Genomic DNA, 20,911 nt, shown 5'->3' with positions numbered 1-20,911 from the left:
CGCGGAACGGGGCCGCTCGCGGTCGTGTCACCGAACTTGTCGGTGGGTGTGCTTAGCATGGCGTCTGGGGAGATTCTGGATGCCGAATTTCGATCGAGAAGGGACAGCCGGTGGCGGATCTGTTGACCGTGCGCGGAGCTCGGGAGCACAACCTGAAGGGAGTGGACCTCGACCTGCCACGCGACAGCCTGATCGTGTTCACCGGACTGTCCGGGTCCGGTAAATCCAGCCTCGCCTTCGACACCATCTTCGCCGAGGGCCAGCGTCGCTACGTCGAATCGCTGTCGGCGTACGCCCGCCAGTTCCTGGGGCAGATGGACAAGCCCGATGTGGATTTCATCGAGGGACTCTCCCCGGCGGTGTCGATCGACCAGAAGTCGACCAACCGCAATCCGCGCTCGACCGTCGGCACCATCACCGAGGTCTACGACTACCTGCGCCTGCTGTACGCCCGCGCCGGAACCCCGCACTGCCCGGTCTGCGGTGAGCTGATCGCCAAGCAGACCCCGCAGCAGATCGTGGATCAGGTGCTGGAGATGGAGCCCGGCACCCGCTTCCAGGTGCTGGCCCCGGTGGTGCGGACCCGCAAGGGCGAATTCGTGGACCTGTTCGACCAGCTGAACACCCAGGGCTACTCCCGGGTGCGGGTCGACGGTGTGGTGTATCCGCTCACCGAGCCGCCGAAGCTGAAGAAGCAGGAGAAGCACGACATCGAGGTCGTGATCGACCGGCTGGCCGTCAAGCCGACTTCCAAACAGCGGCTGACGGATTCGATCGAGACGGCGCTGCGGCTGGCCGACGGCATCGTGGTGCTGGACTTCGTCGACCGCGACGAACACGCCCACGACCGCGAGCGGCGGTTCTCGGAGAAACTGGCCTGCCCGAACGGTCATCCGCTGGATATCGAGGATCTGGAACCGCGGTCGTTCTCCTTCAACTCGCCGTACGGCGCCTGCCCGGACTGCACCGGTCTCGGCATTCGCAAGGAGGTCGATCCGGATCTGGTGGTGCCCGACCCGGAACTGAGCCTCAACGACGGCGCGATCGCCCCGTGGTCGCGCGGGCAGACCGCCGAATACTTCAACCGGCTGCTGTCCGGGCTGTCCGAGGCGATCGGCTTCTCGATGGACGCGCCGTGGAATACGTTGCCGCTCAAGGCCCGTAAGGCGGTGCTCGAGGGCAGCTCCGATCAGGTGCACGTGTCCTACACCAACCGCTACGGCCGCAAGCGGTCCTACTACGCCGACTTCGAGGGCGTGATGCCGTTCCTGCAGCGGCGGTTGGAGAGCACCGAGTCCGAGCAGATGAAGGAGCACTACGACGGGTACATGCGCGATGTGCCGTGCCCGGTCTGTAGCGGTGCGCGGCTGCGCCCGGAGATCCTGGCCGTCACCCTCAACGCCGAAGCCGGACGCCGTTCCATCGCCGAGGTGTGCGATCTCTCGATCCGCGACTGCTCGCGCTTCCTGAACTCGCTCGAGCTGGGGGAGCGGGAGGCCGCGATCGCCGGTCAGGTACTCAAGGAGATTCAGGCCCGGCTGGGCTTCCTGCTCGACGTGGGCTTGGAATATCTGACGCTGTCGCGGGCGGCGGCGACGCTGTCCGGCGGTGAGGCGCAGCGCATCCGGCTGGCCACCCAGATCGGTTCGGGACTGGTCGGCGTGCTGTACGTGCTCGACGAGCCGTCCATCGGCCTGCATCAGCGCGACAACCGGCGCCTGATCGAAACCCTCACGCGGCTGCGGAATCTCGGCAATACGCTGATCGTGGTCGAACACGACGAGGACACCATCCACTCCTCGGATTGGGTGGTCGACATCGGCCCGCTGGCCGGTGAGCACGGCGGCCAGGTCGTCTACAGCGGCCCCTACCCGGGGCTGCTCGAGGATCCGAATTCGCTGACCGGCGCCTATCTTTCGGGCCGCGAAGTGATCGAGGTGCCGCTGGTACGCCGGCCGGTGTCGAAGAAGAAGCAGCTCACCGTGGTCGGCGCGAACGAGCACAATCTGCGCGGCATCGATGTGGCCTTCCCGCTCGGCGTGCTGACCTCGGTCACGGGCGTCTCCGGTTCCGGCAAGTCGACGCTGGTCAACGACATCCTGGCGACCGTGCTGGCGAACAAGCTGAACGGTGCGCGGCAGGTGCCCGGCCGGCACACCCGGATCAATGGTCTCGACCACCTCGACAAGCTGGTGCAGGTCGACCAGTCCCCGATCGGGCGCACCCCGCGCTCGAACCCGGCCACCTACACCGGCGTCTTCGACAAGATCCGCACCCTGTTCGCAGCCACCACCGAGGCCAAGGTGCGCGGCTATCAGCCGGGCCGGTTCTCCTTCAACGTCAAGGGCGGCCGGTGCGAGGCCTGTTCCGGCGACGGCACATTGAAGATCGAGATGAACTTCCTGCCGGATGTGTACGTGCCCTGCGAGGTGTGCCACGGCGCCCGGTACAACCGGGAAACCCTCGAGGTGCACTACAAGGGCAAGACCATCGCCGAGGTGCTCGACATGTCGATCGAGGAGGCGGCCGACTTCTTCGAGCCGGTCACCTCGATCCACCGATACCTCAAGACCCTGGTCGATGTCGGCCTGGGGTATGTGCGGCTGGGGCAGAGCGCCCCGACGCTGTCCGGTGGTGAGGCGCAGCGCGTGAAGCTGGCCGCAGAACTGCAGAAACGCTCGACCGGGCGCACGGTCTACATCCTCGACGAGCCGACCACCGGCCTGCACTTCGAGGACATTCGCAAACTGCTCGCGGTGATCAACGGATTGGTCGACAAGGGCAACACCGTCATCGTCATCGAACACAACCTCGACGTCATCAAGACCTCCGACTGGGTGATCGACATGGGTCCCGAGGGCGGCTCCGGCGGTGGCACCGTGATCGCACAGGGCACCCCGGAAGACGTTGCGGCCGTTGCCGACAGCTACACCGGCCAGTTCCTGCGCGAGGTCCTCGACAAGCCCGCCGCACCGGCGAAGGCGACGAAGACCAAGAAGGCGACGGCCGCCAAGTCGGCGGCTGCGAAGCCGGCCGGGCGTCGCAAGACGGCTGCCGTCGGCTGAGCAGCGCGCGGCGGACCCGCTGGTTTCCGGCGGGTCCGTCTCTCAACGATGTCGATCGGTGTCAGCGGCCCCGGTAGGCCGCGCTCGATCAGACCGCGTCCCAGCTGTCGGCGCCGCGGCGGCGGCCGAGCTGCCGGCGCCGGAAGAAGACCTCTTCCACCGACACCGAACTGGCAGCCACCGCGCCGGCCACCGTGGTCAGCCGCGGGTCCTCACTGCGTTCGTCCAGATGCCATTGCACGCCCGCGCGGCGTTCCGGCGGCAGCATCGCCCAGCGGCTGCCGATCCGCGCCTGGACCGAATGATCGCCCGCCGCAATGATTTCCAGCAGGACGGGCCACAGATCGGCCTCGGTGGCGTGCGAGGGCAGCGCCGCGATGGTGGCGTCGGACTGCTGGGCGAGCATATCGGCCAGCGCCGGCCGCATCGCGGGATCGAGCAGTGCCAGCAGGGCGAACAACCCGCGCCAGGGCGCCGGATCGGAGCAGCCCTCCAGGCCCTGCAGCAGGGCGGCGGCCACCGCGGTATCGGTGAAAATCGGCAGTGCCGCCATCGCCGCCAGGGCGGGCGGGCGCAAGGTGTCGAAGAAGACAGCCATATCGCGCACCGCCCGGCCGTGGATCGCGGTCGTCACCAGATTGCCCAGGAGGGCGGGCGTCCCGACGCCCAGCACGATATCTCCCACGTCGGCGACGACATCGGTATCGCAGCGCGCGAAGATCGACAACGCCGCCAGCCGCAACTCCGGTGACCCGTGCAGGACGGTCTGGATCATGCGCGGCATCCGGCGCGCCGGGCCGTTGAGCAACTGGCGCAGCACGGAGGTCAGGGCGCTGGTGGAGAAGGCGAACGACGCCGAGAAGATCAGGCCTTCGTCGTCGGGAACGCCGCGCTCCACGGCTTCGATCAGCCGGGGTGACGCGTAGCCGAGAAACGGCCCCGCGGTGATGTAGTCGCGCCGGCGCAGCACCTCGTTGACGATCTGCACGATCGGTTCCGGCGGCGCGATATCGGCCAGTTCACCGACCGTGCGCGGGTCCAGATACGGCGCACAGTCGGCCGCGTAGCCGATGCCGAGCAGTGCGACGGTTTCGGCGGCCTTCTTCGGGTGATCGACGCCCACCGCGCCGGCCGCGCGCCCGGTCAGCGCCGGCGGCACCAGCTTCTGTACCAGCGGCATCGAGATGCCGAGCGGAATGATCGGCACCAATCTGCTGATCCGCTTGAAGGTTTCGGCATGCTGATCGAAGACGATCGCGGCCATCCGCTGCTGCAGTTCGTGCAGATTCCGGGCGCCGAGGCGCTCCAGATGAGCGAGCCGTTCCGGTGGAACGTGCAACGTGCGGGCGAGCAGGATGAGCTGGGCGCGGGTTACCGGATCCGTCATCAGTCCAGCAGGTTCCCGAACATGATCTTCTTCGCCGGCGCCCGCAGCGGCCGCGGCAGGGCGCTGATCATCGAGTCCACCGACTGCGACAGCGCCTGCGCCTCCTCACGACGTGCCTGCGTGAACAGCGACAACAGGTCCGCGCACTCGTGATCGGTCAGTAGATCCGTGGCGGCGATCGGCCCGCCGAGTTCGTGGTCCAGATCTCTTCTGGCGGTCATGCTGCACCCCGGTATTCGTCACGTCTTCCGCTGGAACGTACCCATGAAGACATCCGGCGAATCATAGAAGCCGGCTACCGCGCGGCGAGGGCGGAAATGCCCGCATTGGGGTAAGTCACCGCGAAAAGCGGCGAGTGCTCGAGCACGACAACGACCGGCCGGTCCGCACGCCGCCGTCGTGTCCGCCGCGCACACCTGCGACGATCGGGGCATGGCGATTCCGACCGCATTCACCGAAATCCTCTCCGTCCGCCACCCGATCGTGTCCGCGCCCATGGGTGGCGAAGCGGGCGGGGCCCTGGCCGCCGCGGTCTCCGAGGGGGGCGGTCTGGGGCTCGTCGGTGGTGGTCGCGGCGACCGGGAATGGGTCGAGCGCGAACTGCGACTGGTGCGCGAGAACACCACCGCGCCATGGGGAGTCGGCTTCCTGAGCTGGGCGATCGACCGAGCCGTACTCGACCACGCGCTGTCGTTCGATCCAGCCGCGGTGGTGCTGTCCTTCGGGGACCCGATGCCGCTCGCGGCCGCCGTCCGGGACGCGGGTGCGGTGTTGATCGTGCAGGTCACCGATGCCGACGAGGCGCGGCGGGCGCTGGACGCGGGCGCGGACGTGCTGGTGGCGCAGGGCAGCGACGCCGGTGGTCACTGTGCGGCCCAGGGCATCGGGACACTGTCGTTCGTGCCGACGATCGTCGATCTGGCGGGTGCCGTGCCGGTGCTCGCGGCCGGTGGCATCGCCGACGGTCGTGCGATCGCGGCCGCGCTGGCGCTCGGCGCGGCCGGGGCGATGGTGGGCACCCGCTTCCAGGCGACCCACGAGGCTCTCGTGCCCGCCGAACTGGGCAAGGCTCTGGTGGGCGCCGCCGGCGCCGATACCGAGGTGAACTGGACGCTCGACATCGCTCGCGGCGCACCGTGGCCGGAGAAATATCCGGCCCGCACCCTGCGCAACACCTTCCTCGACCACTGGCGCGGCCGCGACGACGAACTGCGCACCGACGAGGCGGCCCTGCGCGACTACCGCGAAGCCGCCGCCCGCAACGACGTCACCGCCGTTCCGGTGTGGGCGGGCCAGGCCGTCGACCGGATCACCTCGATCGCTTCGGCCACCGAACTGGTGGGTGTGCTCGCCGCCGAAACCGAAGCGGCGCTGCGCCGAATCACGGTGCGCGAGGACTGAGTTCGTGCCGCTGTCGTAGCGACGTTCACTATCGGTCCGAAATCCGCCTAAATCTTGACCACAGGGCGACGCGTCCATCATTATGAACACACGTTCATGAACAGACGTTCATAATGACTCGAAGGAGACTCCCATGACCGCGATCGTCAATACCGCCCAATCGGAGGCGTGGAACGGGTACGAGGGTGAACACTGGGCCGGGAACGCCGACCGCTACGACGCGGTGAACTCGGGGATCAACGAGCCGTTGCTGGCCGCGGCCGGTATCGCGGCGGGAGATCGGGTCCTCGATATCGGCTGCGGTAACGGTCAATTGACGCGCGAGGCGGCCCGGCGGGCGGCCTCGGCGACCGGAGTCGACCTCTCCGGGCCGATGCTCGCGCGGGCGCGCTCGCTCGCCGAAGCCGAAGGCGTGCACAATGTTTCGTTTCATCAGGGCGATGCGCAGGTGTTCGAGTTCGCGCCCGGCTCCTTCGATGTGGCGGTGAGCCGGTTCGGCATCATGTTCTTCGCCGACCCGGTGGCGGCGTTCACCAATATCGCCCGCGCGCTGGGGCCGGGCGGGCGGCTCGCGATCGCCGTACCGGCGATGTCGGATTCCGACGTCAGTGCCGTATTCGCCGCGGCGGCAACACATCTGCCCGGATTCGAGGTGGGGCACGGCTTCAACGCCTTCGCCGATCCCGCGGCCACCGCCGATCTGCTCGGCGCGGCGGGGTTCGCCGATGTCGCGAACGAACTCGTCGTCACCGACAGCGTCTGGGGCGCGGATGTCGACGATGCCACCGAATTCGTCGTGGGCTGGGGGCCGGTGCGGTACCACCGGATGCGCAACGACTTCGCCACCGATGCCGAGGTGCGTACCGCCGTCGCCGCCGCTCTCGCGCCGTTCGCGGGCGACGGTCCGATCCGGTTGCGCTCGGCCTCCCGGCTCGTCACCGCCACCGTCGCACTACCGTAGGTCCCATGTCACCCCGACGGGCGGCGGCGCTGCACGACCGCGACGATCGCGATCTGCGCGCCCATCTGATCGCCACGGCCGAGAAACTGTTCGCCGAACAGGGCAGCGCCGGGCTCACCGTGCGTGCCATCGCGCGGGCGGCCGGGGTGTCCGACGGGGTGCTCTACAACCATTTCGCCGACAAGGAGGAACTGCTCGCCGCGGCGCTGCGGGCCCACGTGGAATCGGTGGATCGGAGCTTCCCGCCGCTGCCCGCCGCCGGTAGCGGCGATCTCGCGGAGAATCTGGCGGTGTGCCTGCGCCAGGGGCTGGCGCTGCATCAGGCGGTATTGCCGGTGTTCGCGGGCCTGATCACCCAGCCCGCGGTCCTCGCCAGATTCACCGAAACCGAAGGCCGGCAGCGAATCTGGCGCGAGGAATTGGTGGTCTATCTGCGCGCCGAACGCGATCTGGGCCGACTGGCGGCCGACGCGGATGTCGATGCGGCCGCCGCGGTCCTGGTCGGCATCTGCCACGACGCGGTGCTCTCGTCGTTGCTCTCGGGAACGCCGCGTCCGTTCGCGCCGCCCCCGGTCGCCGCCGTCGTCGCCACTCTGCTGTCGGGGATCGCCGTGCGGTGATCCGCGCGGCGGATGCCCGAGCTCAGTACACCGGCCCGGTGTACTTCTCGCCCGGTCCCGCGCCCGGCGCGTCCGGATGTGCCGACGACTCCCGGAACGCGCGCTGCAGCGACTGCAGACCCTCGCGGATGGGTCCGGCGTGCGGGCCCAGATATTCGACCGACGCCGTCACCAGTCCGGCGAGGGCCGTGATCACGCGCCGGGCCTCGTCCAGATCGCGACGCGGGCTGGAATCGGGGTCCTCGTCGGCGAGGCCCAGCTTCTCGGCGGCCGAGCTCATCAGCATCACCGCGGCCCGGCTGATCACCTCGACGGCGGGGATATCGGCCAGCTCCCGCACCGTTTCCGGATCCGCGGACTCACTCAGGGCCGACGGGTCGCCGGCATGCTCGCTCATATCCGTAGCATGTCATCGGGTTCGCGTCGCCGGGTTGCGGGGGCGGCCGATTGGGAGTAGGGGCGCCTCCGGTGTTAAAGTGGTCGGCGACGACCGCCCCGGTCCCGTGCTGGAACCGATCCAGCGCACCGGCTCGGGGCTGTAAGTGGAGCCCGACTCCCACCATCGGCCGGCCTGCGTGCCAGGTTCGATGGTCCGGTCACCCGCCGTATGCGGCGGGTTTCTCGCTCGGATCCGTCCGTGGCGAGGTCGAGGTGGCAGTCCTGTTGGTGGACGCCCGCGGCGACCGGTCGACATTCGGGCCCCGTGGCGGTGAAATACCGCAACGGGGCTTTCGTGTTGGGTATGGGGTTGCAGTTGTTGCTCGCGGTCGTTGGATGACACCGCTTGACCTAGGAGGCCCCATCAGCACTGAGACCCGCATCAACGATCGCATCCGCGTGCCCGAGGTCCGACTCATCGGACCGGGTGGTGAGCAGGTGGGGATCGTGCGTGTTGAAGATGCACTACGCGTCGCCCAAGAGGCTGACCTCGACCTCGTCGAGGTCGCACCGGACGCGCGTCCACCGGTCTGCAAGATCATGGACTACGGCAAGTTCAAGTACGAGACCGCGCAGAAGGCGCGCGAGTCCCGCAAGAACCAGCAGCAGACCGTGATCAAGGAGCAGAAGCTCCGCCCGAAGATCGATGACCACGACTACGCGACCAAACGGGGACACGTGATGCGGTTCCTCGAGGCCGGGTCGAAGGTCAAGGTCACCATCATGTTCCGTGGTCGCGAGCAGTCGCGTCCCGAACTCGGTTTCCGGCTGCTGCAGCGGCTGGCCTCCGACGTCGCCGACCTCGGCTTCGTGGAGACCTCCGCCAAGCAGGACGGCCGGAACATGACGATGGTCCTCGCGCCTCACAAGGGTGCGAAGACCCGGGTCAAGGCGCAGACCGCCGCGCAGCAGACCGCGCAGCGTGGTGCGGCGCCCGGCAGTTCCGCGCCCGCTGGGGGCGACGCTGCGGCCGGTTCGGCGCCCGCGCCGGAAGCCGAAGCGGCCAGCCCGCAGTAAACCGATACAGCACCGGCGGTATCGCACGATGCGATGCCGCCGGAACGAGACAAGATTGAGGAATCCATGCCGAAGATGAAGAGCCACAGCGGCACCTCGAAGCGATTCAAGGTGTCCGGTCGCGGCAAGCTGCTGCGCCAGCAGGCGAACCGTCGCCACCTGCTCGAGCACAAGTCCAGCCGCCGGACTCGTCGTCTGGACGGCACGGAGGTCGTCGCGCCCGCTGACGTCCGTCGCGTGAAGAAGCTGCTCGGTATCTGAGCGCACTCGCGCACCGTTCCCTCTCCCAACCTGTGGGCGCCGCCGCGCCCCTCGATCGAACAAGGACTGACCAGTGGCACGCGTCAAAAGGGCCGTCAACGCTCAGAAGAAGCGCCGTTCCGTGCTCGAGGCCTCCAAGGGCTACCGTGGGCAGCGCTCGCGGCTGTACCGCAAGGCCAAGGAACAGCAGCTGCACTCGCTCACCTACGCCTACCGGGACCGCCGGGCTCGCAAGGGTGACTTCCGCAAGCTGTGGATCGCGCGCATCAACGCCGCGGCTCGGCTCAACGACATCACCTACAACCGCTTCATCCAGGGCCTGAAGGCCGCGGGTGTCGAGGTCGACCGCAAGATCCTCGCCGAGCTCGCCGTCTCCGACGCCGACGCGTTCGCCGGCCTGGTGGCGGTGGCCAAGGCCGCCCTGCCGGAGGATGTCAACGCCCCGGCCGCCTGAGCTGCGACCAGTTGACCAACACGTCGAAACGACCCGCGGAGCGCGGCTCCGACGACCGGACGAATCCGGAACTGTCGGAACGCAATCCGCGGGTCGTTTCCGCTGTCAAGCTGCACCGCTCGGCATCCCGCCGCAAGACCGGCCTCTTCCTGGCCGAGGGCGCCAATTCCGTGGCCGCGGCGCTGGATACCGAGCGGGTCGAGGAGTTGTTCTACTCGAATCGCGCCGCCGAACGCGAGCACGAACTGGTGGCGACGGCCGCCGCGCTCGGTGTCCGCACCACGCTGGTGAGCGAGCGGGCCGCCGAGCATCTGGGTGAGACGGTCACCCCGCCCGGTTTGGTCGCGGTCTGCCGCCTCGTGGATGTGCCACTGTCGCAAGTCGTTTCGCCGCGGCACGAGGATGCACCGGCGGCAGCAGATGGCGTGCCGGGACTCGCCTCGGGCGGCCGCCTGCTCGCCGTCCCGGTCGAGATCGCCGACCCCGGCAATGCCGGCACCCTGATTCGCGTGGCCGACGCGGTCGGCGCCGATGGTGTGGTGCTGGCCGGTGATTCGGTGGATCCGCACAACGGCAAATGTGTGCGCGCCTGCGCGGGCAGCCTGTTCCATGTGCCGATCGCGCGCGACCGCGATATCGACGCCGTGCTGAACGCGCTGCGCGACAACGACATCACCGTGCTCGCGACCACCGCGCGCGGTGAGGTCGATCTCGACGATGCCGACGACCTGCTGCGTACCGCGGGCGAATCCGGCGGCACCGCATGGCTTTTCGGCAACGAGGCGCACGGCTTGGACCCAGCGGTCGCGGCCCGCGCCGACCACCGCATCCGCATCCCCATCCACGGCCGCGCGGAAAGCCTGAATCTGGCCGCCGCCGCGGCGATCTGCCTCTACGCCGACGCGCGGGTCCGCCACCGCTGACCTCGTGCCCCGAATATGGCTGTGGGCGCCGGATTTCCGAATCCGGCGCCCACACTCACGTCGATCAGTCGCGCGGGTGCGCCAGCTCGATCACGTGGTTGTCGCCGGTGCCCGCGGCCAGGGTCAGCGTGGAGGTGGTTTCCGGGTAGCCGGACGCCACCACCGTGTAGTCGCCGACCGCGAGGTTGGCGAACAGATAACTGCCGTCGGCGTCGGTGGTGGTGCTGTCGATCACCGCGCCCGCCGTGTCGACGAGGGTCACCCGGGCATCGCGCAGCGGACCGTGCGCACCGTGCACGACACCGCGCAGCTGCGCGCCGCGCGACAGCACCACGTCGAGCTGGGTGATGCCCTGGCCCGCGACCTCCGCCGGCAACGCCACCGGCTGGAACGTGGCGGCGTTCACCGCGACGGTCACCGGTCCGGGAACCAGTTCGGTCAGCGCGTAGTCGCCCGCGGGCCCGGACGCGCCCGCCGCCAGCACATCGCCGCGGCTGTCGGTGACGATCACCAGCGCATCGGCCACCGGCGTGCCGTCGTCGGCCGCCCGCACGGTGCCGGCCAATCCGCTCATACCGCTCAGCCGCACATCGTGTTCCATCTGCCGCGTACCCACCGTGATCGGCGTGGCCTGCGGCTGGAATCCGTCGGCCGAGGCGATCAGCACATAGGAACCGGGATCCGGGGCGTCGAGCGCGTAGTGCCCGTCGCCGCGGGCGATCGCACGGCCGATCTGGCGGCCGGTGGGGGAGATCAGGGTGAGCGCGGTGCGCGTCACCGGCGTGCCGTCACCGGCGAGGACGCGGCCGTGGACCATGATCCCGGTGCTCACGAACTCCTCCGGGACCAGGCCCGAGGCGTCCTCGGCCATGACCTGGGCCGAGAGCACCGGTTCCGGCCCCGACTCGGCGGCCTGTGCCAGCGCGCCGGTGGTCCGCAGCGCGACCTCCTTGATGAACAGCGTCAGCAGGAAGGCGACGAGCGCGATGGGCGCCGCGATGAGGAACACGTCGGCGATGCCGTGACCGTAGCCGTCCTCGACGACCGTGCGGACCGGACCGGGCAGCGCGGCGATGTCCGGAATCCGGCTGCCGCCGCCCATGGCCTGCGCCGCGGCCGGGTTCAGGTGGCTCAGACCGTCGCTGATGTAGTCCTTCACCCGCTCGGCCATCACCGCGCCGAGCGCCGAGACGCCGATCGCACCGCCGAGGCTGCGGAAGAACGTCACCAGCGAGCTGGCCGCGCCGAGTTCGTGCGGCGCCACCTGGTTCTGGGTGCACAGCACCAGGTTCTGCATCGTCATACCGATGCCCAGGCCCATCATCGCCATGTAGATCGCGACCAGCCAGTAGTTGGTGTCGTAGCGGATGGTGCCGAGCAGGCCCAGACCGGCGGTCACCAGCAAGCCGCCGGTGACCAGCCATGCCTTCCACCGGCCGGTGCGGGTGATGATCTGGCCCGACACCGTCGAGGAGATGAACAGGCCGCCGATCATCGGGATGGTCATGATGCCCGACATCGTGGGCGATTCGCCGCGCGCCAGCTGGAAGTACTGGCTGAAGAACACGGTGCCCGCGAACATCGCGACACCGATGAACAGCGAGGCGGCCGAGGCGAGGCTGATGGTGCGGTTGGCGAACAGGTGCATCGGCACGATCGGCTCGGCGGCCCGCAGTTCGGCGAAGACGAACAGCAGAGCCAGCGCGACGGCGCCGAGCACCATCGTCAGGGTCTGCCAGGAAGCCCATGCGTACTTGTCGCCGGCGAAGGTGACCCACACCAGCAGCAGGCACACCGCCGCGGTGACCAGGAAGGCGCCCAGCCAGTCGACCTTCACCTCGCGCCGGGTGACGGGCAGGCGCAGCGTGCGCTGCAGCACGATCAGCGCGACCACCGCGAACGGCACACCGACGTAGAAGCACCAGCGCCAGCCCAGCCAGCTGGTGTCGGTGATGACACCGCCGAGCAACGGGCCGCCGACGGTCGCCACCGCGAACACCGCGCCCAGATAGCCGCTGTAGCGGCCGCGTTCGCGCGGGGAGATCATCGCGGCCATCACGATCTGGGCCAGCGCGGACAGACCGCCGGCGCCGATGCCCTGGACTGCGCGGCAGGCGATCAGCATGCCCGGGTTCTGCGACAGACCCGCGACCACCGAGCCGGCCACGTAGATCAGCAGAGCGATCTGGACGAGTGCCTTCTTGCTGAACAGGTCGGCGAGTTTGCCCCACAGCGGGGTGGTGGCCGTCATCGCGAGCAGGGAGGCGGTGACGACCCAGGTGTAGGCGGACTGTCCGCCGCCCAGCGTGCCGATGATCTTCGGCAGCGCATTGGTCACGATCGTGGAGGAGATGATCGCGACGAACATGCCCAGCAGCAGACCGGAGAGGGCCTCCATGATCTGCCGGTGCGTCATCGCCGCCGTCTCACCCGATTCTGGGGATCTGCGCGCGGCGTCGTTCGCAGAGGTGATTGCCATCGTTCTCTTTCCGGAAGCGTTGATGCGGCGGTCGGCCGGTCGCCGATGTCGCCGCATCACAAGTGTTCGGGGGATATCAAACAAGTTGATTAACGAAAGTAACTATAATCCTGGGAGAACGCTGCGCAAAGGCCGAACGCCCGGTGTGTTCGATCACATCCGGACGCGGCGGGTGAAACGGCTGGTCAGTCGTCCTCGAAGCAGGCGTTGATTTCCTCGGCCCAGCGGGTCGGCACCGCATCGGGTCCGATTACCTGCATGGCGGTCATCACGGTGATGAGCATGCCGGTGGCCATGAACTGGCGGGCATCGTCGGCGTCGGCGCCGGTGAGTTCGCGGACCAGGTCGTAGATGCGCCCGAACCGCTCGCGCACGTGGTCGCCGATCGCGGGATCGGCGCTGGCGGAGAAGCCGTGCAGCAGCAGGAGCGGCAGTTCCCGTTCGGCGAGGAAGGTCTCGTAGCCCTTGCCGAGCGCCTTCAGTGCTTCCTGTGGGGTCGCGTTCGCCGGTGCGTCGGCGCGCGCGGCGCGGAAAACCTCTTCGATCCGCGCGCAGGACCGATTGACCGCGGCGACGAACAAGCGTTCCTTGGTGCCGAACAGCCGGATCACATAGGGCTGCGACACACCGGCGAGGCGGGCGATCTCGTCGGTTTTCGTTGCGGCGTAACCGGTTTCGGCGAATGCGGTGACCGCAGCGGCCAGTACCTGCTCGCTGCGCTCGGCTGCGGTCAGCCGCGTGCGGGTCGAGTCCGCCATGGTCCTCCTCGCGATCGTCCGACGGTCACGGTAGCGCGGTGCGGGCGGGAATCGAGCCCGGCATCGCTACCTGTTGACATGTTATCAGTGGATGCATACTCTTTCGACATCAAGTTATCAGTCGATAACAACAAAGGATCTGCGATGACCTCCACCCTCGAAACCACCCCCCGTGCCGGCACGGCCGGCTCCCTCCGCCGACCGCTGGGCGCGGTCCTGGCCGCCGTCGGCATCCCGATGTTCATGGTCGCCCTGGACAACCTGGTCGTCACCAACGCGCTGCCGGTGATTCGCACCGAACTGAACGCCTCGCTGAGCGACCTGCAATGGTTCGTCAACGCCTACACCTTGTCCTTCGCGTCGCTGCTGCTCACGGCCTCCGCGCTCGGCGACCGCTTCGGCCGGCGCCGGATATTCCTCGCCGGCATCGCGCTGTTCACCGCCGCGTCGGCGGCCTGCGCCCTGGCCACCGAGCCGTGGATGCTGGTGGCCGCCCGCGCAATCCAGGGATTCGGCGGCGCGGCGGTCATGCCGCTGTCGCTGACGCTGCTGTCCGACGCGGTGCCGGAGAAGATGCGTAGTGCCGCCATCGGCATCTGGGGCGGCATCTCCGGACTGGGCATCGCGGTGGGACCGGTGGTCGGCGGCGCTGTCGTCGGCGGCCTGAGCTGGCAGTGGATCTTCTGGCTGAACGTGCCGATCGGCATCGCGGTACTGCCCTTCGCGGCCCGGGTGCTCGGTGAATCCTTCGGCGGCGCAAGACGTTTCGATCCGCTCGGGCTGGTCCTGTCGGCGGGCGGGGTGCTGGCGATCGTGTGGGCGGTCGTGCACGGCGCCGACGACGGCTGGACCTCCGCGCCGGTGCTGAGCGGACTGCTCGGCGGGGCCGCGCTGCTGGCCGCCTTTATCGCCTGGGAAATGCGAACCCCGGCCCCGATGCTGCCGCTGCGACTGTTCCGGTCGCGTGCCTTCCGGGTCAGCAACATCACCAGCTTCACCTTCGCGGTCGGCGTTTTCGGCGCGATCTTCCTGATCTCGCAGTACTTCCAGGTCGTGCGCGGCTACAGCCCCTTCGAATCCGGTCTGCGCACGCTTCCCTGGACCGCCGCGCCGATGGTCGTGGCGCCCCTGGCGGGCCTCGTCGTCGGCCGGATCGGCGCCCGCACCCTGCTGGTGGCCGGGCAGGCGATGCTCGCCGGGGCCCTGGCCTGGATGGCGACGGTGAGCACGGTCGACGCCGGCTACGGCTCGTTCATCGGCGCCATGGTGCTCGGCGGGGTCGGCATGGGCTTGACCTTCGCGCCCAGCGCGACCGTCGTGATGGCGAGTGCCGCCGCCGAGGATCGGGCCATGGCCTCGGGAACGAACAACACCGTGCGCGAAGTGGGCGTCGCGATCGGTGTGGCGATTCTGGCCTCGATCTTCGCCTCGCACGGGTCGTATGCGAGTCCGCAGGGATTCGTCGACGGGCTGGTCCCGGCCGTGTGGACCGGCGCGGTGATCGTGGCGGCCGGGGCGGTGATCGTCCTGCTGCGGTTGCCCCGGCACCTCGTCACGATCGAGGCGCCGGCCGGCGCGCGGGAATCGGACCGCGACGCTGTGACCGTATCGGCCGACGCATGACATCGGGCCCGGCGCGCCGTCGGTGAGCAGTAGGCCCGGTCCGCATTGATCGGCGAGGCCGGGCCGGACGCCGGGGAATGCGTACCCCATATATCGGCTCGCAGGACAGCCTGCTCAGGCGCGTCGCCCGGATCTCGGGCGGCGCGCCTTTCCCTGTCGCCGCCTCCGATGGACCGATTGCCGGTGTTCGGGCCGATGCCGCGGAACGTCCGAACGCCGGAAATATCCGTGTGAGGCGGCCTGCCGACATCGCCTACGATTCGACCAGCGACAATAGTTGGCATCGCATAGTCGTGTATCGCATGTGCCGATGCCCGATGTGCGGATGCAGGCAACCGCACGGACCCGACCAGCCCAGGGGAGAGACGAACCATCGTGGCCGACGAGAAGGATGCAGCCGAGCAGTCAGCGACGCCGGCGGAGGCGCTCAGCGAAGAGGCTCTCTCCGCTGCTGCCGCCGCCGCGGAGAAGGCGTTCGCGGCCGCGGCCGACCTGGATGCGCTCGCCACCGCCAAGACGGAGCATATGGGCGGCAAATCGCCGATCGCCCTGGCTCAGCGGGCGATGGGCGGGCTGCCCAAGCAGGACAAGGCCGACGCCGGTAAGCGCGTGAACGTGGCCCGCGGCCGGGTCTCGGACGCCTTCGAGGCCCGCCGCGCCGAGCTACTCGCCGAACGCGACGCCGCCGTCCTGGTCGCCGAGGCGATCGACGTGACGCTGCCGGCCCGGCGCGGTGCGATCGGCGCACGTCATCCCATCACGGTGATCTCCGAGCAGATCGAGGACGTCTTCGTCGGCATGGGCTGGGAGGTCGCCGAGGGCCCCGAGGTCGAGACCGAGCACTTCAACTTCGACGCGCTGAACTTCCTGCCCGACCACCCGGCCCGCACCATGCAGGACACCTTCCACGTAGCGCCGGAAGGCTCCCGCCAGGTCCTGCGCACCCACACCTCCCCGGTCCAGGTGCGCTCGATGCTGTCGCGCGAGCTGCCGATCTACGTGGTCTGCCCGGGCCGCACCTTCCGCACCGACGAACTCGACGCCACCCACACCCCGGTCTTCTCCCAGGTCGAGGGTCTGGCGGTGGACAAGGGACTGACCATGGCGCATCTGCGCGGCACCCTGGACGCGTTCGCGCGGGCGCTGTTCGGTCCCGACACGCGAACTCGCATGCGGCCCAACTACTTCCCGTTCACCGAGCCCTCCGCCGAGGTCGATGTGTGGTTCCCGGACAAGAAGGGCGGCGCCGGCTGGGTCGAATGGGGCGGCTGCGGCATGGTCAACCCGAAGGTGCTGATCGCCAGCGGTATCGATCCCGAGGTCTACAGCGGATTCGCCTTCGGTATGGGACTCGAACGCACCCTGCAGTTCCGCAACGGCATTCCGGATATGCGCGACATCGTCGAGGGCGATGTGCGCTTCACGCTGCCGTTCGGCATCCGCGCCTGAGTCCGGCCCTCAATCCACCACCCGAGAACCTTCATACGAGGAAGCGAAACGTCACGTGCGAGTAGCGCAGTCCTGGCTGACGGAAACCCTGCAGCGGACCACCCCCGGCTGGTCGCTGACCCCCGAGGAGCTCGACGCCGGTTTCGTCCGCGTGGGCCTCGAGGTCGAGGAACTCGACACCCTCGCGCCGGTCACCGGCGATATCGAGCACCCGCTGGTGGTCGGCCGGGTCGCCGAGATCACCGAGCTGACCGAGTTCAAGAAGCCGATCCGCTTCTGCAAGGTCGATATCGGCAAGCCGGAACTGCAGGAGATCGTCTGCGGCGCGCGCAATTTCGCGGTCGGTGACCTCGTCGTGGTGGTGCTGCCGGGCGGCGTGCTGCCGGGCGGATTCGCGATCAGCTCGCGCAAGACCTACGGCCACGTCTCCAACGGCATGATCTGCTCGGTCGCCGAACTCGGTATCGGCAAGGACCATTCGGGCATTCTGGTGCTGGAGCCGGGCACCGCCGAACCGGGCGCCGACGCCAACGAACTGCTGGGCCTCGACGACACGGTGATCGAACTCAACATCACCCCGGACCGTGGCTACTGCTTCTCGGTGCGTGGCCTGGCGCGCGAACTCGCCTGCGGCTTCGATCTCGATTACGCCGATCCCGCGGTGCGCACGCTGCCCGACGACGAGGCCGACGCGTATTCGGTGACCGTCGAACCGGAATCCGGCTGCACCCGCTTCGCGGTGCGCAAGGTCACCGGCGTCGACCCGAACGCGGTGAGCCCGTGGTGGTTGCAGCGCCGGCTGCTGCTGGCGGGTGTGCGGCCGATCTCGCCCGCGGTGGATGTCACCAACTACGTCATGCTCGAACTGGGCCAGCCGCTGCACGCCTTCGATGCGGCGAAAGTGACCGGGCCGCTGGTGATCCGGCGCGCGCACACCGGTGAGACGTTGCGCACGCTCGACGAGGTCGAGCGGGTGCTGGACGCCGAAGATGTCGTCATCACCGACGATTCGGGCGTGATCTCGCTGGCCGGCATCATGGGTGGCGCGAGCACCGAGGTCGGCGACGCCACCACCGACATCCTGCTGGAGGCGGCGACTTGGAATCCGCTGGCGGTCTATCGCACCGCGCGCCGGCACAAGCTGGTGTCGGAGGCGGGTAAACGCTACGAGCGCGTCGTCGATCCCGAGATCAACATCGCCGCGCTCGACCGCGCCGCCACGCTGTTGGCCGAAATCGCCGGTGGCACAGTGGAACCCGTGCTGACCGACGTGCGGCTCCCGGTGCCTGCCGTCGAACCGATCCGGATGGATATCGATCTGGCCGACCGCACCGCGGGCGTGGTCTATCCCACCGGCACCTCGGCGCGCCGGCTCGCGCAGATCGGCTGCGCGGTCGAGGTGAGCGTCAGCGAGACCGGCCACGGTCAGCTGGTGGTGACCCCGCCGAGCTGGCGGCCCGACCTCGTCCGGCCCGCCGATCTGGTGGAGGAGGTGCTGCGGCTCGAGGGCCTGGAGCAGATTCCGTCGGTGCTGCCGACCGCTCCGGCCGGGCGCGGCCTCACCGCCGTGCAGCGCCGTCGCCGCGCCGTGAGCCGTGCGCTCGCCTTCTCCGGATGTGTGGAGGTGCCCGCGCCGATCTTCATGACCGCCGGGGTCTTCGACACCTGGGGTCTGGACGCCGACGATCCGCGCCGCGACACGATGCGCGTGCTGAACCCGCTCGACGTGGAGAAGGCGGAACTGGCGACCACGCTGCTGCCCGCCCTGCTCGAGGTGGCCGCCCGCAACATCTCCCGGGGTGAGCGCGATCTGTCGATCTACGGCATCGCCCAGGTCGTCCTGCCCGGTCCGAACACCCGCGGGGTGGCCGAACTGCCGGTCGACCGCCGGCCCACCGACGAGCAGATTCGCGAGCTGATCGAGTCGCTGCCCGCCCAGCCGGTGCACGTCGCCGCGGTCCTGACCGGCCGGCGCGAGCCGCGCGGCCCGTGGGGGCCCGGCCGGGTCGCCGAGGCGGCCGACGCCTTCGCGCTCGCCGACGCCGTGGCCGATGCCGCCGGCGTCACCATCGAGCGCCGCGCCGCCGCCTACTTGCCGTTCCATCCGGGCCGCTGCGCGGAACTGCTCGTCGACGGCACGGTCGTGGGCCACGCCGGTGAACTGCATCCGGCCGTGCTGGAGCGCAGCGGTCTGCCGCCGCGCACCTGTGCGCTGGAACTGGATCTGGACGCGCTGCCGCTGCGCGAATCCCGTCCCGCCCCCGTGGTTTCCGCCTTCCCGGCGGTTCTGCAGGACGTGTCGGTGAGTGTCGAGAAGACCGTGGGCGCGGCCCAGGTCGAATCGGCGCTGCGCACCGGTGCGGGCGAGTTGCTCGAGGACATCGCGCTGTTCGACGTCTACGAGGGCGCCCAGGCGGGCGAGGGCCGCAAATCCCTCACCTACGCCCTGCGCTTCCGCGCGAGTGACCGCACCCTCACCGAGGACGAGGCGAGCGCGGCCCGTGATTCCGCGGTCGCGGCGGCGGCCGACGCCGTAGGCGCGGTTCTGCGTGGATAGTGCGAACCATATTCCTACCCTGGTAGCATCATGGGTATGAAGCTGAGTGTGAGTCTGTCGGACGACGACCTGGCGACGATCGACGAGGAAGTGCGTCGGTCGGATTTGCCTGGTCGGTCCGCCGCTGTGCACAAAGCCATCGAGCTGCTGCGTGCCCGCGCACTGGAAGATGCCTATGAACAGGCGTGGGAAGAGTGGGAAGAAGCGGGCGAGGAAGCTGCCTGGTCGGTCGCGACCGGTGACCTGTAGTGCGGCGCGGGGACGTCGTGCTGGTCGACCTCGACCCGGTTCGAGGAAACGAGGTGGCGAAGACTCGTCCCGCCGTCGTCGTCAGCAACGACGGCGCCAACCGGCGTGCTGTACAGCTCGGACGCGGTGTTGTCACCGTGGTGCCGGTGACGAGCAACACGGATAGAATCTTTCCGTTCCAGGTGCTGTTGGAGGATGTCCCAGGGTTGCGAGTGGCGTCGAAAGCGCAGGCCGAACAGGTTCGTTCGGTATCTGTGGAACGGATAGGGCGGGTGCTCGGCACCTTGCCACCCGCGCTGGTCAAGGACCTGGACCGGGCGCTACGCCTGCATCTGAACCTGTGAATTCAGCGGCCGAGTGGAGACTTGGTGGTAGTCGGCGCTAAGAAGGGGCTATGCGACATCCGGCCGAGGGCGTGCTCAACGCGCTGACGTTCCATCCCGAACGTCGGATCACGATGACGCCCGAGCAGTTCGGCTTCGACCACGAGGAGCTCTGGCTCACCGCGGGCGACGGAGCCCGGATCAATGCCTGGTTCGTGCGCGCCGAGAAGCCGATCGCCCACGTGCTGTACGCCCACGGCAACGGCGGCAATATCGGTGATCGCTCGCCGATCCTGGCATTGCTGGCCGCGGCCGGCTTGAACGTGCTGACCTTCGACTATCGCGGTTACGGTCGCAGTCCGGGCCGGCCGAGCGAACGCGGGCTGTATCTGGACGCCCGCGCCGCCCGCCGGGCGCTGCTGGAACAGTCCGGCGTGGAACCGAAACGCGTTGTCTATCTCGGTAAATCGCTCGGCGGCGCGGTGGTCACCGAACTGGCGACCGAATATCCGCCCGCCGCGATGATTCTGATGTCCACCTTCACCGGCCTGCGCGACGCGGCCCGCGCGGTCTACCCCTTCATTCCGAAAGCCTTGGTGCCGAACGCGTTTCCGACGCTGCAGCGACTCCGCACCCTGCGCGTGCCGACGTTCGTCATGCACGGCGACGCCGACGAACTGCTCCCGGTCGAGATGGGCCGGACGCTGCACGCGGCGGCGGCCGACCCCAAGCGGCTGCTGATCTACCCCAACGCCGGTCACAACACCCTGGTCTCGATTCCCGGGTGGTCGGGAACCGTATCGGCGTGGGTTCGCGACGTTCTCGCGGGCGTGGAGTCGGTGACCGGCGAGTGAAATCGGTCGGACCGCGGTCGCGGTGACCACGACCTCGAGCAGATCCTCATCCTGCATCGCGGCGAGCAGGGCCGCCATATCACCGGTTTCGG

The 20,911-nt window shown here is 68.8% G+C and carries 19 protein-coding genes; 14 read left to right on the top strand and 5 right to left on the bottom strand.

All coding sequences use genetic code 11. From position 1 onward, the window contains the following. Window positions 1–110: 110 nt before the first annotated feature. Window positions 111–3,065, top strand: a complete 2,955-nt coding sequence (gene uvrA, locus A5780_RS00815) for an excinuclease ABC subunit UvrA (protein ID WP_063013057.1) — start codon at window positions 111–113, stop codon at window positions 3,063–3,065. Window positions 3,066–3,153: 88 nt separating this feature from the next. Here uvrA and A5780_RS00810 read toward each other — a convergent pair whose 3' ends face one another. Both A5780_RS00810 and A5780_RS00805 read right to left on the bottom strand, forming a co-directional pair. Beyond that, complete coding sequence (locus A5780_RS00810; protein WP_064907480.1) at window positions 3,154–4,452, bottom strand: hypothetical protein; 1,299 nt, start codon at window positions 4,450–4,452, stop codon at window positions 3,154–3,156. Continuing rightward, window positions 4,452–4,673, bottom strand: coding sequence for a hypothetical protein (locus A5780_RS00805; RefSeq protein WP_030514590.1), 222 nt, complete (start codon window positions 4,671–4,673; stop codon window positions 4,452–4,454). Before A5780_RS00805 ends, A5780_RS00810 begins: the two co-directional genes overlap by 1 nt. Window positions 4,674–4,884: 211 nt before the next feature. Here A5780_RS00805 and A5780_RS00800 point away from each other — a divergent pair, with 211 nt between their 5' ends. The 3 genes from A5780_RS00800 (at window position 4,885) to A5780_RS00790 (ending at window position 7,434) form a co-directional block, all read left to right on the top strand. Beyond that, window positions 4,885–5,853 (top strand): nitronate monooxygenase family protein, encoded by a 969-nt coding sequence (locus A5780_RS00800; RefSeq protein WP_064907489.1) that lies wholly within the window; start codon window positions 4,885–4,887, stop codon window positions 5,851–5,853. Between the two features lie 133 nt (window positions 5,854–5,986). Beyond that, entirely contained in the window at window positions 5,987–6,814 is an 828-nt protein-coding gene (locus A5780_RS00795) for a class I SAM-dependent methyltransferase (protein WP_064907479.1), read from the top strand. Window positions 6,815–6,819: 5 nt separating this feature from the next. Then, entirely contained in the window at window positions 6,820–7,434 is a 615-nt protein-coding gene (locus A5780_RS00790) for a TetR/AcrR family transcriptional regulator (RefSeq protein ID WP_064907478.1), read from the top strand. Window positions 7,435–7,456: 22 nt separating this feature from the next. On the opposite strand, the gene A5780_RS00785 is transcribed toward A5780_RS00790, so the two are convergent. Continuing rightward, window positions 7,457–7,831, bottom strand: coding sequence for a DUF1844 domain-containing protein (locus A5780_RS00785; RefSeq protein WP_030518933.1), 375 nt, complete (start codon window positions 7,829–7,831; stop codon window positions 7,457–7,459). A gap of 377 nt (window positions 7,832–8,208) precedes the next feature. Here A5780_RS00785 and infC point away from each other — a divergent pair, with 377 nt between their 5' ends. The 4 genes from infC (at window position 8,209) to A5780_RS00765 (ending at window position 10,527) form a co-directional block, all read left to right on the top strand. Then, a complete protein-coding gene (infC, locus tag A5780_RS00780) occupies window positions 8,209–8,889 on the top strand; it encodes a translation initiation factor IF-3 (RefSeq protein WP_030518932.1) in 681 nt (226 codons plus the stop codon). Window positions 8,890–8,955: 66 nt separating this feature from the next. Beyond that, entirely contained in the window at window positions 8,956–9,150 is a 195-nt protein-coding gene (gene rpmI, locus A5780_RS00775) for a 50S ribosomal protein L35 (RefSeq protein ID WP_030518931.1), read from the top strand. A gap of 73 nt (window positions 9,151–9,223) precedes the next feature. Then, on the top strand, window positions 9,224–9,604 hold the full coding sequence (gene rplT / locus A5780_RS00770; RefSeq protein WP_064904613.1) for a 50S ribosomal protein L20: 381 nt from the start codon (window positions 9,224–9,226) through the stop codon (window positions 9,602–9,604). A 71-nt stretch (window positions 9,605–9,675) separates the two neighbouring features. Beyond that, window positions 9,676–10,527, top strand: coding sequence for an RNA methyltransferase (locus A5780_RS00765; RefSeq protein WP_064907488.1), 852 nt, complete (start codon window positions 9,676–9,678; stop codon window positions 10,525–10,527). Between the two features lie 64 nt (window positions 10,528–10,591). Here the strand turns inward: A5780_RS00765 and A5780_RS00760 are convergent, their stop codons facing one another. Next, the gene (locus A5780_RS00760) at window positions 10,592–13,006 is read right to left on the bottom strand and encodes an MFS transporter (protein ID WP_197521637.1); all 2,415 of its coding nucleotides are present in this window, start codon (window positions 13,004–13,006) and stop codon (window positions 10,592–10,594) included. A gap of 185 nt (window positions 13,007–13,191) precedes the next feature. Beyond that, window positions 13,192–13,764 carry a TetR/AcrR family transcriptional regulator gene (locus A5780_RS00755; RefSeq protein WP_064907476.1) on the bottom strand — a complete coding sequence of 191 codons (573 nt, stop codon included), beginning with the start codon at window positions 13,762–13,764 and terminating at the stop codon, window positions 13,192–13,194. Between the two features lie 144 nt (window positions 13,765–13,908). On the opposite strand from A5780_RS00755, the gene A5780_RS00750 reads away from it, so the two are divergent. From A5780_RS00750 to A5780_RS00725, 6 genes are all read left to right on the top strand, one after another. Continuing rightward, window positions 13,909–15,387, top strand: coding sequence for an MFS transporter (locus tag A5780_RS00750; protein ID WP_064907475.1), 1,479 nt, complete (start codon window positions 13,909–13,911; stop codon window positions 15,385–15,387). A gap of 375 nt (window positions 15,388–15,762) precedes the next feature. Continuing rightward, on the top strand, window positions 15,763–16,836 hold the full coding sequence (gene pheS, locus A5780_RS00745) for a phenylalanine--tRNA ligase subunit alpha (RefSeq protein ID WP_063013067.1): 1,074 nt from the start codon (window positions 15,763–15,765) through the stop codon (window positions 16,834–16,836). A 55-nt stretch (window positions 16,837–16,891) separates the two neighbouring features. Beyond that, window positions 16,892–19,393 carry a phenylalanine--tRNA ligase subunit beta gene (gene pheT, locus A5780_RS00740; protein WP_064907474.1) on the top strand — a complete coding sequence of 834 codons (2,502 nt, stop codon included), beginning with the start codon at window positions 16,892–16,894 and terminating at the stop codon, window positions 19,391–19,393. Between the two features lie 36 nt (window positions 19,394–19,429). Then, a complete protein-coding gene (locus A5780_RS00735; protein WP_063016079.1) occupies window positions 19,430–19,642 on the top strand; it encodes a ribbon-helix-helix protein, CopG family in 213 nt (70 codons plus the stop codon). Continuing rightward, on the top strand, window positions 19,642–19,986 hold the full coding sequence (locus A5780_RS00730) for a type II toxin-antitoxin system PemK/MazF family toxin (protein WP_063016080.1): 345 nt from the start codon (window positions 19,642–19,644) through the stop codon (window positions 19,984–19,986). The genes A5780_RS00735 and A5780_RS00730 overlap by 1 nt, the downstream gene beginning before the upstream one ends. A gap of 50 nt (window positions 19,987–20,036) precedes the next feature. Then, window positions 20,037–20,819, top strand: a complete 783-nt coding sequence (locus tag A5780_RS00725) for an alpha/beta hydrolase (protein WP_063016081.1) — start codon at window positions 20,037–20,039, stop codon at window positions 20,817–20,819. Window positions 20,820–20,911 lie beyond the last annotated feature (92 nt).

This window comes from Nocardia sp. 852002-20019_SCH5090214 (genome assembly GCF_001665865.1).
Classification (GTDB): Bacteria; Actinomycetota; Actinomycetes; order Mycobacteriales; family Mycobacteriaceae; genus Nocardia; species Nocardia nova.
The sequence above is the reverse complement of the archived record's forward strand: the minus strand, read 5'-3'. Positions and strand labels throughout refer to the sequence as shown.

What these genes read in the sequence shown, in the direction of transcription:
- A5780_RS00810 (WP_064907480.1), bottom strand. Translation starts at nt 4,452, where the DNA reads ATGACGGATCCGGTAACCCGCGCCCAGCTCATCCTGCTCGCCCGCACG.
- A5780_RS00805 (WP_030514590.1), bottom strand. Translation starts at nt 4,673, where the DNA reads ATGACCGCCAGAAGAGATCTGGACCACGAACTCGGCGGGCCGATCGCC.
- A5780_RS00800 (WP_064907489.1), top strand. Translation starts at nt 4,885, where the DNA reads ATGGCGATTCCGACCGCATTCACCGAAATCCTCTCCGTCCGCCACCCG.
- A5780_RS00795 (WP_064907479.1), top strand. Translation starts at nt 5,987, where the DNA reads ATGACCGCGATCGTCAATACCGCCCAATCGGAGGCGTGGAACGGGTAC.
- A5780_RS00790 (WP_064907478.1), top strand. Translation starts at nt 6,820, where the DNA reads ATGTCACCCCGACGGGCGGCGGCGCTGCACGACCGCGACGATCGCGAT.
- A5780_RS00785 (WP_030518933.1), bottom strand. Translation starts at nt 7,831, where the DNA reads ATGAGCGAGCATGCCGGCGACCCGTCGGCCCTGAGTGAGTCCGCGGAT.
- infC (WP_030518932.1), top strand. Translation starts at nt 8,209, where the DNA reads ATGACACCGCTTGACCTAGGAGGCCCCATCAGCACTGAGACCCGCATC.
- rpmI (WP_030518931.1), top strand. Translation starts at nt 8,956, where the DNA reads ATGCCGAAGATGAAGAGCCACAGCGGCACCTCGAAGCGATTCAAGGTG.
- A5780_RS00760 (WP_197521637.1), bottom strand. Translation starts at nt 13,006, where the DNA reads ATGGCAATCACCTCTGCGAACGACGCCGCGCGCAGATCCCCAGAATCG.
- A5780_RS00755 (WP_064907476.1), bottom strand. Translation starts at nt 13,764, where the DNA reads ATGGCGGACTCGACCCGCACGCGGCTGACCGCAGCCGAGCGCAGCGAG.
- A5780_RS00750 (WP_064907475.1), top strand. Translation starts at nt 13,909, where the DNA reads ATGACCTCCACCCTCGAAACCACCCCCCGTGCCGGCACGGCCGGCTCC.
- A5780_RS00735 (WP_063016079.1), top strand. Translation starts at nt 19,430, where the DNA reads ATGAAGCTGAGTGTGAGTCTGTCGGACGACGACCTGGCGACGATCGAC.
- A5780_RS00725 (WP_063016081.1), top strand. Translation starts at nt 20,037, where the DNA reads ATGCGACATCCGGCCGAGGGCGTGCTCAACGCGCTGACGTTCCATCCC.